A 15,822-nucleotide genomic window follows, 5' to 3' on the forward strand; every position below is an offset into this window, starting at 1 on the left:
CTCCCCATATGTAAATAACTGTAAACCTCTATGAAACAAGACGCACCCAGGGCACGTCTTGTTCATATCAATATATTCGACAATCAACGTTCAAAAATCGATTAAACTTAAACTGATGAGCAAACCTTCGTTGACCTTTTTCATCGTTTCCTCATCAAGATGAGTAATCTTATCCGTTAATCTTTGCTTATCAATCGTTCGGACTTGTTCCAACAGAATGACAGAATCCCGATCAAATCCATGGGAGAGTGCATCAATCTCCACATGAGTAGGAAGCTTCGCCTTTTGAATCTGCGCGGTAATCGCCGCTACGATGACCGTAGGACTGAACCGGTTACCGATATCATTCTGTATGATCAAAACAGGCCTCACCCCTCCCTGTTCAGAACCAACAACAGGCGAAAGGTCCGCGAAAAATACATCACCGCGTTTTACAATCAATATTTACACCCCGCTTACTGCGCGGCTTAGAGTGCTGTCTGCATCTTCCTCTGCGTGGAAAGCCTCACAAGCCATAGTCAAGTTAATCTTGGCCATTTCCATGTAACCTCGTTGCATCGACTCACGGATATATCTCTTCTTCCGTTCTACCAAATACAGTCTCATGGCCTGCCTAATGAGTTCACTACGATTGGAATTCTCCAATGCGACGATACCATCCACTTCCTTCAAGAGATGATCTGGTAAACTGATCATAATCCTCTTCGTGCTCTGCAAATTAGCCACCTTCTCTTCCACCCCCACGACACTTCATCACTTGTGCACCAGTATAACTTTATTCAAGGGAATTTATACAAAAGAATATATATGCGAATCGTATATCATGTATGCTACATTTCATTATAAACTACAATCCACATTAATATAAGATCATCCCTTAATCTAAATTTACATTCGAGATGTAATCATAGATTCCTTCTTCCCTACAAATAATAACTGATGGTATCTTCCCTAATCTAATAAAGGATTGACTACGTGTTGAAGGATTCCATCTTGAACATAATGGCGGGATACTCTAGCGGCTAGCATGCAGATCACTTCGTAAGGGATAGTACCTAGCTTGGAAGCCAACTCATCTGCTGTAATACATTCACCAGATTGTTGACCGATGAGTACAACCTCTTCGCCCACTTGGATTTCTTTTGCTTCTTCAGCAAAAGTTCGTAACGATACCATACACTGGTCCATGCAGATTGTTCCAACGATAGGAATCCGGCGTCCACGCATCAGTACTTCTGCCTTGCCACTCAGCATTCGAGAATAGCCATCAGCATAACCGATCGGAAGTGTAGCAATGACTTCATCATCTTCCGTCACGTATGTAGTGCCATAGCTAATTCCCGAATGAGGAGGGAGCATCTTAACATGTACTATTTGCGTTTTTAGCGTCAGTACTGGGGTTAATGCAATCTTCTGATCATTCACTTTATCTGATGGATAAAGTCCGTATAGGCTGATGCCTATACGCACCATATTATAAGATAGTTGTGGCATATCGATCGCAGTTGCACTATTTCCTGTATGTATAATAGGGATTTCAATACCCCTTTCCCCTAGCACGTCCACAACAGATTGAAACCGTCGGTACTGCTCCAGTGTATAACTCTTATCTTCTTCATCTGCCTTCGCGTAATGGGTGAATAACCCTTCAACTTGAATGCCTTGGATTGAGAAAGCCTGTTCTATGAAAGTAATCGCTTCTTCTCCCGGAAGCAGTCCAAGTCGACCCATCCCGGTGTCGATCTTAATGTGTACTCTCAATGGCTTAGCAGCACTTAGTGCGGGTATTTGAATAATAGCATCTAGGACATCTTGAGAGAAGAGGGTTACAGTAACATCATTCTCCCAAGCTACACGAATAGCTTCCGGAGCGATATACCCAAGAATAAGAATGGGAAAAGTAATACCCGCTCTGCGAAGCTCCAATGCTTCATCCAGGAAAGCAACGCTTAGGTAATCTACACCCACCTCCTCCATCTTCCTAGCTACTTCCACCGCACCATGCCCGTAAGCATTCGCCTTTACACATGCTAAGATCATCATTTCTGTTGGTAATACTGCGCGGAATGCTTGATAATTTGTACACAAATGGTCCAAATTAATCTCCGCTATTGTTGCACGATAGTTCACTTGCAAAACCGTCACCTTCTCTGAAGTTTGAGCAATCATTATTCATGTTCGTATGATCTAATGGTAATGTTCTGAAAGCCCCCTGTCAATTGAAGATGAAAAGACGGATTCCCTTCATTGTAGAGGGAGAGTTCCCCAACAATAACGAAAATCCGTCTACAAAATCTATTTACCCGTTTTTTCAGCTAAAGACGCTGCTACTTTCATCATTTCAGTAACTGGAAGATTCGCGCTCGTAATTCTGAACTCAATTCCGTTATCCATCCACGTTAATGTCTGCTGCTCATCCCCGGTCAATAACCCCACAGTAAATCCTAAATCAATGACAGAACCTGGTGTCAGCGACACCGCACGATCGAGTGGACGTGCTTCCATCAATGTGAATTGATACACACCCTCATAACGTAGCAAGACTGCATGGTCTTTACTGTCTGTTATCTCATTGGTATCTTTAAGCGTGACACCCTCTGGTACATAGTCTGGATCAATGATACCAAAGCTGCCTAAGTCCTTCATTGTAGGCTCGATCTGTGTATCATCTGTTAATTCTGTAACGATCTCATTACCGAACTCATCTATTTGAGTAACCGTCTGGATGGAGGATTCACCCATCGTCATCATGTTACGCTTCATATCAAATGCATCGTTCTCAAACTTCGTATTGAATGCAAAGGTATTGAACTTCACTTCCACAACAACGTTCGCTTCGGAATCCGATACTTGTACTTGCTTCGGTGCATAATTATCCTTGTTCAACCAGATCTTTTGCCGAATTAAAGATTGACTATGATAATTCGCTGCAACATCAAAGACAAAACTATCTTTATCATCTATGAATTGCCGCGTGTTATCACTGAGAATGCCTTGGACCAACGTCTGATATAAATACACCTGTCCTTGTTTCTCCGGCCAATCACTTTGGAACCTAAAGCTCTTGTTCAAGCTTGGCGTAAGGACGAACACCCCATCATCATTACGTAGAACGATTTGCGTAATATCCTTCTGAGCATTCTTCAGGCTAATCCGATAATACGAAGGATTCTGATACCATACTTCTACTTCATACTGTTGAGGCTTCTCACTAGTGTGTAACGTCATCGTACCTGAACCTTGATAAGAACCTTCCTTACTTTGCAACTTATCTACCACGTTGTTCAAATCTTTGACTACGGCTGCGGCATCTTTCTTTCCACCGCACCCTGCCAACACAACGCTAATACATAACACCATGGCTAGTACCCACGATATACGACGCATGACTTCATCCCCTTTATCCACATGTATTGAATTGATTAGTACATGTTTATGAGGGACTTGGTCACAATATGCAGACTAGCATGACAAGCATGAATTAGTTATCGAATTGTTGTGATACCAATTCGTGATACAATTCGTGACTCTCCATTAATTGCTGATGGGTTCCCTTTCCCGTCACTGTTCCTTGCTCCAGAACAATCAGCTTATCAGCCCCACGTATCGTGGATAGACGGTGTGCGATCACCAGTGTAGTTCGCCCTTCCATTAATACCTGTAAGGCAGCTTGTACAGACTGCTCAGAGGCGCTATCGAGATGTGCTGTTGCCTCATCCAGAAGTAATATCTCTGGGTTACGTAGAATAGCTCTAGCAATAGCCAATCGCTGACGCTGTCCTCCAGATAGCTTAATGCCTCTCTCTCCAACCTCAGTATCATATCCTTCCGGCAGAGTAGCAATGAAGGAATCCAAATTGGCCTGACGAATTGCATCATTAATTTCTGCTTTGCTACATCCCTCTAGTCCATAAGTCAGATTGGCTTTAATTGTTCCTTCCATGATCGGACTCTCCTGCGAGACATAAGCGATCCGTCGCCGCCATTCCTGTAATGGAATGGACCTAATGGGTGTAGATCCATATACTAATTCTCCCTGGGTTGAATCGTAGAATCTTTCAATTAGTGAGAATAAGGTTGTTTTACCTGCACCACTTGGGCCTACAAATGCCGTCATCTGACCCGCTTCAGCTGTGAAGCTTACGTTATGCACAATCTCTCGATCTTCCGAATAACTGAAACTTATAGATTCAAAGGTTAAAGACTGACCTCGTATAGAATGTATTAATACGTTGTTATCCGCAGAGGAATGACTTGTTATAATCTCCTCATGTTCCTCGTGAGCCTCTAGAGGCTCACAAAGGAGTTCCTGCACTCGTTCAGAAGCCCCTATAGCCTTTTGAAATTGGGTGAAGAAAGAGGCCATTTGCGTAACCGGTATGACAATTTGAAACAAATACAAGATGATCGCAACGAGTGAGCCTGCCGAGAGTGTTCCTGCAGAGACACGTACACCTCCATAACCGAATAGTAATAACAAAATGATTAACATGATCGTCATCATAAGCGGTGAGATAACGGACATAATCTTGGCTTCGCGGAGACCGTATTGAAATAGCTGTGTTATCCTATCCTTCCCCTGCTTCTCTTCTAAGGGTTCCGCTACAGAAGCCTTCACAAGCCGAATATCCGTAAGAACTCTTCCAAGCTCCCCTTGAAATTTAGCCGTTTCATTCTGCATATCCCGCGATACAACGAACATCTTCACACCAAGAGGCGCAAGAATAGCAAGGGCAATAGGTAATGCGACAAGCATCATAACCGTCATTTTCCAGTCCATGAAAAGAAGAAGCGTAAGTGCACCTATGATTGCCACAATGCCAGATATAAATGGGATGACATGAACCGTAATAAAGTCTTTAATAACATGCGTATCGTTCGTTACACGACTCATCGTCTCACCTGATGAACTTCGATCATAGAAAGATACCGGTAGCCTAATGACCTTTCGCCATACCTCATTTCGAAGACTAGCGACAACATACTGACCGATATGTGACATCGTATAAAACGAAAATCCTGCCATCAAAGACTGCACAATGAACAATACCCCTAAAATTATTACGGTATTCATCTGTAAACTAGAGGTTGATAATTGATCAATAACGTCTTTCGTCATTATTGGAATTAGAAGACTGAATACCGTTTCTCCTAGTGCTAATGCAACAGCCACCTTCAACTGCCAACTTTTCGAACTTTTCGGCAAATGCTGTTTCATTAGCATCCAGAATGACCTCCCGTTCGGCTTAGTTAGGGTCTCAGAAGTGATAGTCTTCTTCATCCCATCACCTCCTGATCAACGATATCCATTTCAGTTCGTTGTGATTCAATTAGCGTATCCAGAATCTGAGTCCTATTATTCAAAATCTCAATCGCTTCAGTTAGGAAAGCATCTTCTTCTACATTAAGCAAATCCGGAAACAGAAAGGGGTCTGGCACCTTCCAATCGATATTATCACCATCATCCCCCTTTGCCTCCATCATCGTTTTACTCATTTCCTCAAGTGAACGAGAGCCCATGATATCCAGAATTATATGCAAAACTTGCCCCGTTGCTTCTTGGACAGCATCACCATCAGGAGCATGGCCCTCTTTACAATACTTCTTTAATAATAACAATAAGCTAGTGATCTGATGCTCCGCTTCATTACGTTCCACAACTGATTTCTCCTTCATAAATACCATGTCGCTGAAGGACTCTGAGATGTGGTTCGTCAACCATTGCTGTTGCTCCTCTTCATGCTGAACCCTATGGATTAGCATAAGTAGCATTCCGCTATCAATTTCTTCCTCTTCCTCCTCCGCCAAAAGCTTTACACGATGTATTGCAGCAGTCACGCGCTCAAGATGTTCCTTCTTCTTCTGAAGCATCGCCTCTTGCGTTGCCAATGTTTGAAGCAGACTTTGTTCCGGATTATGAATAACCTTTGCTATCTCTTCTAGTGAAAAGTCCATAAACTTCATGGTTATTATTTTTTGTAGTGTGAAAAGATCCTTATCTGTGTATAACCTATGTCTCTGTTGTGTATACTGACTAGGTTTTAGCAAATTGACACGATCATAATATCGTAATGTACGCTCCGTTACCCCCGTCAGCTTGGCAAATGCTCCAATGAGATAGCTTTGATCTTCGTTCATAGCTTCAACTCCTTCTTACTCATGAGTATATCTCCTGACGCTACGTCAGGAGCAAGCATTATTTTTTAGGAAAGTGAAATTCAAGGAGATTACCTCCAACCCGCATACAAATCAAAAACTCCTTCTTGCAAAAATGCTAGCTTTTGCAAGAAGGAGTTTTTATTGTTTGTTTATTTTCAATGAATAAAGTTACTGTAATGTGGGATAGCCGTTATCTTCATCAATGGACCAGACCGTATCGAAATCCCATCCGACAATTGTATTTTTCTTATACAACTCCGCTGTCAACTTCCCAGCACCTACCTGTATCAAACATACCTGTCATTTCCTTATCGTAATAGCTGTCTTCAACGATTCCCGTTAAACCTGTACTTTCGAGGGAATATGACCCTCATCTGAACAATTGGGCAGGATGAGGGTCTCTTTCTGATTCCGCGGTCTTAAGCTCTTAATAAGAGGCCAACAGCGATCGGAAGAATAATCCGTCATCGTAGCGGCATCCTACACAAGTTTTTATCAAGTACTAGTTTTGGTTTTGAGTCTTTAAAGATATATTTATTCCTTTTCTTTTAACAAATAACAACCCAAATCGTTTATGAGCATGTTACAATGATAGGTATGCAATATTCTATTTAAATCTTATGGGGGAGCTCATGGAACTCGACACTAACTTATTTACACCGTTTAAACCTACATTCCGCTCACGGATAACATTAAAACTCAAGGCGACGTACGATTTCGATACACCTTTTTGGAGGTTATCTCAAAGTGGAGTTTGGGCATCAGGTTGTTATATGTTTGCTCTAACAGCGCTCAGCATACCCACTGGACTCGGCACTATGCTTGATATATTCATGATGATTACAGTAGGAACGCTAGGACTCGTATGTTCAGCGAATCTGATCGCACTTCTACTCGCATTGACTGGACTTCGTATTCCACGTCTATTCACTGGTGGGGTTTTATTTAATTTGGTCACTTTTTATTTCATGTTGTGGATTCCCGGTAGTGGCGTCATCGTATCTATCGTGATATCGGTTATCGTCACTCTACTAGGAATTCTTCTAGGTTTCTGGCTAGCCCTAGTGGCTAGTCAACATGTAAGAACTAGAACCAAATGGATCATGACTTTGCTACTATCTATTGTTCCATTCATCATCATAGGCTCCTTCTTAGTAGAGAAATCAGATATAATCAGAGTATCACCTATATCAGATACGGCGATTCCCACCATTCCGCTACCTAATCCAGCTGAGCTAGGTAACTTCGACACGCGGCATTTCACTTATGGAAGCGGAACTGACATACACCGTGAAGAGTACGGTACTTTGACTGACCTTAAATCATCATCCGTAGATGCCTCTTCTTACATTGATACATGGCCTTGGTTACGCACCTTATCTTGGAGTTTCGATCAAACGTCGCTCCCTTTAAATGGGAGGGTGTGGATGCCGACCGGTGAAGGCCCTTTCCCACTCGTACTAATTGTTCATGGCAATCATTTAATGGAGGATCACTCTGATGATGGGTATGGTTATCTTGGAGAGTTACTTGCTAGTAGAGGGTTTATAACTATATCTGTAGATGAGAACTTTCTAAACTATTCTGTATGGTCGAAAATACCAAAGAATGATATCAAAGTACGTACTTGGTTACTTCTTAAGCATCTTCAGCAGATTCAATCCTTCTCAGAACAGCCTGAATCACCCTTCTATGAGCAAGTTGACTTCGGCAACATTGCTCTGATCGGTCACTCTCGAGGAGGTCAGGCGGCGACTATGGCTGCAGATGCAGATCGTTGGTTCCTATCGGACCCAAATCTCAACAAAGATCTCAAGAACTTCTCCATCAAAGCTGTGATCGCTCTCGCTCCAACCGATGCAAAGGTCGATGGAATGCAAGCAAAGCTTCGAAATATAAGCTATATGGTACTTCAAGGGGCACGTGATGGCGATTTGAATGAATATTTCGGCGAACGTCAATATGATCGTGTTAGCTTCCCATCTAATGACGCCGGATTTAAAACTTATCTCCATATCCCTAATGCTAACCACTCCCAATTCAATACATCGTGGGGGGGACTGGATACGAGCTTACCGAAGGGACTATTCCTAAACAGAAATGACTTAATGAAGGGTTCCGATCAAAGACAAGTTGCTAAAGTGTATGTATCTGCCTTTTTGGAAACCATTTTCCATGATCAAACCGAATATACAAGTTTATTCCGTGACTACAGAACAGGGCTACACTGGCTACCAGACTCCATCTATTTCAATAGATTTGAGGATGGCAAGTTTATCGAGCTTGCTACATTTGATGACGATAAGAACAGCTCGACCATTGTAGATGAAATAAAGACGGAAGTAAGCGGTGGACTAAACTGGACTGAAGAGTCTATAACACCGGAGAATACAGGCATCCTATTAAACTGGAACAATGATGACTCGCAAGAAGCTACCTTTTCACTTAGTTGGGATGAGGAGGAGGATGGCGTAACAGATTATTTTACAGAAGCAGATGGGCTCTCTTTCTCCTTAGCCTACCAAAATGTGGATGGAATCGATGTTCAGGGCGATACGGTACCTATTGCAGAAATTGAAATAGCGTTGGAAACCAGTGATGGTATTTCTGTCACCCTTCCTCTATCACAATTCATGACGATTCAACCTATGATCGTTCCTCAATTCACGAAAAGTGTATGGCTTGAGAAGCATTTCGATAAGGGTAAATACAGCACGCCAGATACTGGGATATATCAAACGGTTGAACTGCCCTTCGAGGCAGTAGAGAAGATCAACCCTAACTTTGTACCTGAAAATACAAATAAAATCACTCTGAAATTTAGTGAAGGTCCTGGCCAAGCATTATTGGGTGATTTGGGGCTATATCAGAATTGAACAAGTAGAAACGGCTATGCCGTCTTTTTTCAAAGACGGCATCCGTTTCAGCGGAAATATAAGAAATAGAGTATCAAGTGAAACTTATACTTTCTTATATTTTAACAAGAGGATATTACATTAGGAGGTGAACTAAGTGGACAACGAAATACTACGTTATACTTTTGCTTATAAGGTGATCTCAACTGGAAATGAAGAACAAATTAGCGTATTTGCCGATAGTAAAGAGAAAGCTTCCGAGCTTGCCCTAGAAACGGCTTATGATTATGAGTTTACTTCCAAGGAAGATATTGAGATGGGGGAACTTCTGAGTATCTCCAAAGCAGTTGGTGACAATTACGTCGAATGTGCCGGTTGCGCATCATAAAATGACAAGAGGATACCAACGTGGTATCCTCTTTCTTTTCTACTTTAAACAATATCCACTCTATCAATATTTCTAAAAGTGACATAGGCTACACCCACACCTATCACTGCTAGTGTAAGAGGAATCGCGATAATAGAACTAAGTGAGAATCCATTCGTGTTCGAGTTAATGATTCCAATAATCAACGCTGAAGATACAATCGTTGCAGGAACTGATTTCTTCCTCATTCCAAAATATAAAGAGATTAAGCTTATACCCGTTGCCGCTATCGCCTGAACGACAATATTGACGAACTCTAGAGATATCATGTCGGTCGTTAGCTCATCTTGAACTAAGTGAAAGTAATGATTAATAATGACAAATGACCCAGCTACAAATACATTCGAAACTACGATCACGATGAATGTCATCCCTGTAATAAGTAGGATTTTAGATAAGATCAGTTTCTTACGTTGAATCGGATAGGTAAACAGAACCGATATGGTATTATTCTTATATTCATCAATGATTAATTTGGCAAACAGTACGGATGCAAAAACAACGAATGTCATTCGGACTATTGAGCCCGCAACCGATAATGTATCTAAAAAGTTCATAAAGATGGGAACTTTGTCTAGATCATCTATATCATGCATAAACCATAAGAATAGAACAATCAACAGATTTGCTATCACTACTCCTTTAAAATACCACCCAAATTTATTCTTCTTCAGCTCAAGCTTCATCAAGTTAAACAACATTCTCAACCCCCTCTATTTGTGTTAAGAAGTATTCTTCTAATGATGCCGTTTTTTTATTGATCGATTCAATGGCCACATCGTTGAGGATCAATGTTTTGGATATCTCCGACTGGGCTATGTCGGTATCATAAATACGAATAACCGATTCATCCATCACCTTGAAGTTGCTGAGTTGAAGCTTACTTTCCAGAATGAAAGCTGCCTTCTTATAATCAGCAGTCTTGAGCTCGACATAGTCCGTATTCTGCCCTCGCAACGTATCCATGGATACCTCTTGGATCAGCCTCCCACTCTTAATGATGCCAATCGTATCCGCAACCAGTTCAATCTCTCCCAGCAGATGACTTGAGATTAACAACGTCATGCCATACTCTTTACTAAGCATACTGAATATATTTCTCATATCTTTCATACCACTGGGATCTAACCCATTGATGGGTTCATCAAGAATTAATAGTTCTGGCTTCGTAATAATCGCCCTTGCAATACCTAACCTTTGCTTCATACCTAGTGAGAAATCTCGAACAGATTTATGATCGACATTAGTTAAATGGACTAACTCCAATGCTTCTTTGATTGCCTTTTTATTGTAGAAACCCATATATGCACAGTGTAATTCTAGATTCTCGAGTGCTGTCAATTTGTCATAAAAGACCGGATACTCAATAATGCTACCTATCCGCTTAAGATACTCAATAGACGATTGCGTTAAGGGTTCTCCGAACAAGACAATGTCACCGCTAGTCGGCTTGACTAGGTTCAGTAACATCTTCATCACTGTCGTTTTTCCTGCCCCGTTAGGACCGAGGAATCCGTAGATCTGACCTTGGCTGACTCTCATACTCACATCCGTTACGACATCTTTCCCTTGAAACGATTTGGTTAAATGGTTCGTGCTCAGGATAATACTCATTTATTTAGCTCCTTCAAATGTTCTTATTCATAAGATTAGAGCATAACCTTTTCTTTTCTCTTTCTTAATTCTTACAAAAATCTTACGAATACATAGCATCCTAATATGTAGCTCGTCGAAGTTGTACGGTAAAGACCGTCTTTTTAAATGGGTTACTGTGAAGATGGATTTCTCCACCTAATTGTTCAACTAATCTTTTGGTTATGGTGAGCCCCAGTCCGCTACCCTGAAATGATTTATTCCTGGAGTCTTCGAGCGTATACATTCTTTCAAAAACAAGATCATGATGCTGCTCGCTAATGCCTTTCCCTTGATCCCACACATCCACATATACATAGGCTTCGTCACTTCTCAAGGTAATACCAATAACTTTTCCATCGGCTCCGTATCGGATTGCGTTATCCATTAAGTTATTCAATATGCGTTCCAATGCTTCTTCATTAGCGTAGGCATATATGGAGGTATCTGGTATTTCAATCATAGGCTGAAGATCGTTCAATTGAATCACATCATAGAATGAAAGGATGCTATTCTTACACACGCCATTCATGTTCACACGCGTCACAGCAAAATCTTGATCGTCTGACTCGAGCTTAGCCAAATCAAAAAAAGTATGAATCAGCTTAGTGATCTCTAGTGCCTTTTGATGGAGTAACTTTAATAGTCGTTCTTGTTCTTCCTTATCTAAGTTAGGGTCATGAAGGATCATTTCAATCGTTCCGAGAACGACAGTTAATGGCGTCTTTAGATCGTGGGACACATTGGCAAGCATCCGTCTCATCACCATTTCAGTTCGTGTAAAATGCGCTGTTAACTCTTGGTTAGCATCTAGCAACAAATTCATCGCTATCAAAAGGGATTGGACGCTAACGTCATCCGTCACTCTCATGAGTTTCTCTGAAGACTTATTGTCCACAATAGCCATTAATTTGTTGTAGCAATATGTCAGATCCTCTGTTCTTCTCCTTGCAGATATATACTGAACCATCACGACTATACTCAATACAACAATGATACTAAGCCATAGGATCGTCACATTAAAACTCCCCTAGTCTATAACCGATTCCCCACAGGGTCTTAATATACTGAGGTTCCGAAGGATTGTCCTCAATCTTTTCTCTCAATCTTCTCATATGTACATTAATGATGTTCTCATCTCCATAATAAGCTTCATCCCACACCGACTGGTAAATCTGTTCTTTGGTGAATACCTTTTTGGGATGAGTCATGAGCAGCTTAAGTATTTGTAACTCCTTAGAAGTTAACTTCACTTCATTCCCATTCTTACTAACCGTCAGGTTGTCTATATCCATTACTATCTCATGAATCTCGACGATATTGGTTCTATTATCAGTCTGAACATTCACGTGATAACTTGCTCTTCGAAGTGCCGCCTTCACCCTAGCAGAAAGCTCTAGCATAGAGAATGGCTTAGCAATGTAGTCATCCGCTCCGAAACCAAGTCCTAATGCTTTGTCCACTTCACCATCTTTAGCAGATACAATCAGAATCGGGATCAGACTCTTCTCTCTAATGATTCTTAAGAAGTCCATGCCACTTAACTTCGGAAGCATCAGATCTAGAAGAATCAAATCAAATGATTCTTGGGCAAATCTCCGTACCGCTTCTTCCCCATCTTTCGCATGGACAACGGTGAATCCTTCCTTCTCCAAATAATTCACTACCATCTCACCTATGGAAGGTTCGTCTTCTACGAGTAATATTGTTCCTGACAATCTATCTTCACCCACCTATCTTGTTATATCCACAATTGCATCTTATTTCTTCGACCTATCTCTCAATTTACCACTATTCTGACAATCTCGCATTATGCCATCTAAAAGAATGTTTTTTCCATTTACTATATATATGGAAGGATTATAATTAGAGCTGTATATACTATGAATAGAGGCTCAATATAACGAAGAAATGGATTATCATTACAGCAAGTTTGATCATTGTTGCCGTAGTAATTACTATCTACCTCATTGGTAAACGAGAACAACCTATGTATATTTTTGAAGCAGAAGATGGCGTTCTTCATGGCGTGGAGCAGAGTCAACAGACCGCAAGCTTCTCTGGTAATGGATACGTTACAGGCTTTGACCAACCGGAAGATTCATTGTCCATAACTATTCATGCTCCGAAAGAGGGAATGTATCAGCTGTGGATCGGCTATAACGGAGAATGGACCCATACCAGATCCTAATCTTCTACAAGAATATCAGACGAATTGGAGCTGGTATATGATCATCCATATGTAATCACACTTGACGAGCTAACCGATCTACACACACACTGAACTAAATAGCAGGTTTATTATATACCTAATAATTGGATATATTCCGTTGACCAGTATATACTAGTTATATATAATTCTTATATACTAATCATGGGGGGCTAAAGTTGAAGTCGCATAACATTACGATCCGTTCAGAAATAGAAGAATATATAAGACAATCAGGAATGAGCCAACAATCGTTCTCCGAAGCTGCCGGCATGAGTCAACGTATGTTACGTGCTATATTAAATAGGAACTCTCCTAAACCTATCTCCTTAGAACAGCTAGATCTTATTACTACTGGTATGGGACTCTCAGAAGGATACTTATACGAATTATATATAGATGAGTGCTTCAGAACTACCGCTGCGAACTGGCAGAGTCTACAATCATTTTTAATTCGTTGCGCGGAACTAAAGCATCATGATTGCATCCGCCAAGTCATAACTCGTCTAGATGAAGATTCAAGTCCGATTACTGAAATTTTTGATACTGCAGAATTAATGTTTGCACAAGGTTGGCAAGTTGCTGCTGCGATCATGTATGAGAGCGTTATAGAGGCTGAAGAATTAACTCATTCGGAACGCTTAGCCATAAGTTATTATAGGCTCTTTCAGATTTATAGATCAGATGGGCATAAGAGCTTCATGATTGCTATGCAATTCATTCCCTATCGTCATCGATTGCCAGATGCATATGCTCTCGATGGGTTATTAATGCTCATACAAATGTTTGCAGTTAAACCCAAATGGGATGAAGTCGAGAATTATTCTAATGAACTGGTTCAATTGGCTGAAACGATCTACCTAAAGCAACAACAGTGGAATGATCCTGAATTCAATCCTGCGCGTCCTTTAGTATATTACTATGGGCAAGGCTATTTGTTTAAAGCGGGTTCTTATGAGCATCGTGGGATGTTCGCAGAATCGAAGAAATGGATTGCGAAATATGAAGATATGAGTTGGCTTGAAGGGCTCGATGCGATAGGAATCAAGGAAGTAGAACAATTTAACATGTTTGCTAAAGCTAACTTATTATCTATTGAAATTAAACAAGGAAATCTAACAAGGGTTGTAGAATACGTGAATTTCCTCAAACAACAGCCTAATGAAATTGTATATGGTTTGACTACTTTACTTGAATCCGCCAATCGAGTTAACTTTTTAGTTGACGAATATCTCGATATATTTACAGATCAAATTGCACAATATCGAATTGATCACAAAGAGGGTTGGAGTTATGAATCCACTTCATATTACTATAAGGAACCTTTTTATACTTATCGTTATCACGTGTTTTTCCAAACATATGCTTTATATTGTTTTAGAAAAGGGCTTCATCGAGAAGGTCTAGAAAATGTCTTACAGAGCTTTAGACTTTCATTCACTATAAATAGTAAAGATGGTATGGTTAGCTCTATGACATTATTTGAAGTGTACCGTCAGCACGCAACTCAAGAGCAACAATTTGTTTATTCTGGAATATGTAAGGAGGTGTGGGAACATGAAGAAAATCTTCGTCCGTATGGCGACGCAATTTATGATGGTTAGCCTTCTAAGCGCAGGTGTAATATCATTATTCTCTCACGGTATGGGAGTATAAACAAAACAAGAGTTGCCTGCGAGAAGTCTTTTAAAGACTTCTCGCAGGCAACTCTCTTTTATTCACCAAATAGATTGTTTATTTATTCACCCAAATCGACTTTCTTCGAATCCTTCTGCCCTTCTGTTGTCGTAACCGTAATCGGCGACCATTCAGCAATAACAGTCTGTCCGTGTACAGATACGCTTCCTTCTGGTGATAGATCCTTCTCCGTCATCATCCCAAGCGCAATGGTGAACTGATTCAGCTTAATCGGAATGTTCTTCTCGCGTCTAACCTCTACCCCGTTCAAATAAAAGACCGCTTCATCCTGAGCACGATTGTACGTTATTTTATAGGTGTTAAATTCCCTTGGTTTGAAGTTCGTATCTTCTTTAAATATGCAGAAGTACCGTGTCTTATCAGATGGAGGTACCTGAACGCCTGGAAAAGGAAGAATGCCATATACGCTTGCATACTTATCATTCCCAGCAAAGAAATCAAGCGCTGCACCCGTCGTGAAATCCAGTAAATTCAAAGAGACATACCCATCATACAAGTCCCCAGGGGCTGTATTCTGTGTGCGTGCACGGATCTGCAGTTCAAAACTCACTTCTCCCGCTTCAGGTACTTCCACCGGTTCTACAGAGTAATACATATGCTTCGCATTATCCAGTATCTGAATATGATCATTCTTCCGACTTAACGTAGCACGTGCATAAAGAATTCCATTGCGCACGATGACAACCGCATCTGGCTCACGATACTCCCAGTATGTTCCATCAGGAAGGGGGAATCCACCCATTTTCCACACTTGTCCTTCTGATAAAATAGTATGAAAATCACCAATAACTACTTGTTGTTCCATCTCAAATCCCTCTTTCCTTCTATAATAAACATTTCTA

16 protein-coding genes are annotated in these 15,822 nt (G+C 40.9%); 4 read left to right on the forward strand and 12 right to left on the reverse strand.

Annotation, left to right across the window (positions count from 1 at the left end; all coding sequences use genetic code 11):
• Positions 1 to 90: 90 nt before the first annotated feature.
• From AC1TO9_RS12475 to AC1TO9_RS12505, 7 genes are all read right to left on the reverse strand, one after another.
• Entirely contained in the window at positions 91 to 441 is a 351-nt protein-coding gene (locus tag AC1TO9_RS12475) for a type II toxin-antitoxin system PemK/MazF family toxin (RefSeq protein ID WP_482055328.1), read from the reverse strand.
• A 3-nt stretch (positions 442 to 444) separates the two neighbouring features.
• On the reverse strand, positions 445 to 726 hold the full coding sequence (locus AC1TO9_RS12480; RefSeq protein ID WP_482055327.1) for a CopG family ribbon-helix-helix protein: 282 nt from the start codon (positions 724 to 726) through the stop codon (positions 445 to 447).
• Between the two features lie 225 nt (positions 727 to 951).
• Positions 952 to 2,136 carry an alanine racemase gene (gene alr / locus AC1TO9_RS12485; protein WP_482059311.1) on the reverse strand — a complete coding sequence of 395 codons (1,185 nt, stop codon included), beginning with the start codon at positions 2,134 to 2,136 and terminating at the stop codon, positions 952 to 954.
• 159 nt (positions 2,137 to 2,295) lie between these two features.
• On the reverse strand, positions 2,296 to 3,387 hold the full coding sequence (locus AC1TO9_RS12490; RefSeq protein ID WP_482059312.1) for a LolA family protein: 1,092 nt from the start codon (positions 3,385 to 3,387) through the stop codon (positions 2,296 to 2,298).
• Between the two features lie 94 nt (positions 3,388 to 3,481).
• Positions 3,482 to 5,281 (reverse strand): ABC transporter ATP-binding protein, encoded by a 1,800-nt coding sequence (locus AC1TO9_RS12495; protein WP_482059313.1) that lies wholly within the window; start codon positions 5,279 to 5,281, stop codon positions 3,482 to 3,484.
• A complete protein-coding gene (locus AC1TO9_RS12500) occupies positions 5,278 to 6,138 on the reverse strand; it encodes a MerR family transcriptional regulator (protein WP_482059314.1) in 861 nt (286 codons plus the stop codon). Before AC1TO9_RS12500 ends, AC1TO9_RS12495 begins: the two co-directional genes overlap by 4 nt.
• A gap of 189 nt (positions 6,139 to 6,327) precedes the next feature.
• Positions 6,328 to 6,450, reverse strand: coding sequence for a hypothetical protein (locus tag AC1TO9_RS12505; RefSeq protein ID WP_482055314.1), 123 nt, complete (start codon positions 6,448 to 6,450; stop codon positions 6,328 to 6,330).
• Positions 6,451 to 6,791: 341 nt separating this feature from the next.
• Here AC1TO9_RS12505 and AC1TO9_RS12510 point away from each other — a divergent pair, with 341 nt between their 5' ends.
• Both AC1TO9_RS12510 and AC1TO9_RS12515 read left to right on the forward strand, forming a co-directional pair.
• On the forward strand, positions 6,792 to 9,035 hold the full coding sequence (locus tag AC1TO9_RS12510) for an alpha/beta hydrolase family protein (RefSeq protein ID WP_482059315.1): 2,244 nt from the start codon (positions 6,792 to 6,794) through the stop codon (positions 9,033 to 9,035).
• Positions 9,036 to 9,171: 136 nt separating this feature from the next.
• Entirely contained in the window at positions 9,172 to 9,402 is a 231-nt protein-coding gene (locus AC1TO9_RS12515; RefSeq protein ID WP_438347455.1) for a hypothetical protein, read from the forward strand.
• A gap of 44 nt (positions 9,403 to 9,446) precedes the next feature.
• Here the strand turns inward: AC1TO9_RS12515 and AC1TO9_RS12520 are convergent, their stop codons facing one another.
• The 4 genes from AC1TO9_RS12520 to AC1TO9_RS12535 all read right to left on the reverse strand — a co-directional run bounded on the left by AC1TO9_RS12520 (position 9,447) and on the right by AC1TO9_RS12535 (position 12,743).
• Positions 9,447 to 10,142: an ABC transporter permease gene (locus tag AC1TO9_RS12520; protein WP_482059316.1), complete on the reverse strand. Its 696-nt coding sequence runs from the start codon at positions 10,140 to 10,142 to the stop codon at positions 9,447 to 9,449.
• On the reverse strand, positions 10,132 to 11,055 hold the full coding sequence (locus AC1TO9_RS12525) for an ABC transporter ATP-binding protein (protein ID WP_482059317.1): 924 nt from the start codon (positions 11,053 to 11,055) through the stop codon (positions 10,132 to 10,134). The genes AC1TO9_RS12520 and AC1TO9_RS12525 overlap by 11 nt, the downstream gene beginning before the upstream one ends.
• A gap of 100 nt (positions 11,056 to 11,155) precedes the next feature.
• Positions 11,156 to 12,091, reverse strand: coding sequence for a sensor histidine kinase (locus tag AC1TO9_RS12530; protein WP_482059318.1), 936 nt, complete (start codon positions 12,089 to 12,091; stop codon positions 11,156 to 11,158).
• A gap of 1 nt (position 12,092) precedes the next feature.
• Positions 12,093 to 12,743, reverse strand: a complete 651-nt coding sequence (locus AC1TO9_RS12535) for a response regulator transcription factor (protein ID WP_482059344.1) — start codon at positions 12,741 to 12,743, stop codon at positions 12,093 to 12,095.
• 320 nt (positions 12,744 to 13,063) lie between these two features.
• Between AC1TO9_RS12535 and AC1TO9_RS12540 the strand changes: the two genes are divergently transcribed.
• Together AC1TO9_RS12540 and AC1TO9_RS12545 are read left to right on the forward strand one after the other, a co-directional pair.
• On the forward strand, positions 13,064 to 13,264 hold the full coding sequence (locus tag AC1TO9_RS12540; protein WP_482059319.1) for a CBM35 domain-containing protein: 201 nt from the start codon (positions 13,064 to 13,066) through the stop codon (positions 13,262 to 13,264).
• A 197-nt stretch (positions 13,265 to 13,461) separates the two neighbouring features.
• On the forward strand, positions 13,462 to 14,886 hold the full coding sequence (locus AC1TO9_RS12545) for a helix-turn-helix domain-containing protein (RefSeq protein ID WP_482059320.1): 1,425 nt from the start codon (positions 13,462 to 13,464) through the stop codon (positions 14,884 to 14,886).
• A 134-nt stretch (positions 14,887 to 15,020) separates the two neighbouring features.
• Here the strand turns inward: AC1TO9_RS12545 and AC1TO9_RS12550 are convergent, their stop codons facing one another.
• Entirely contained in the window at positions 15,021 to 15,785 is a 765-nt protein-coding gene (locus AC1TO9_RS12550) for a DUF6081 family protein (protein ID WP_482055307.1), read from the reverse strand.
• Positions 15,786 to 15,822: the final 37 nt, after the last annotated feature.

It is taken from the genome of Paenibacillus sp. Y916 (assembly GCF_056786435.1).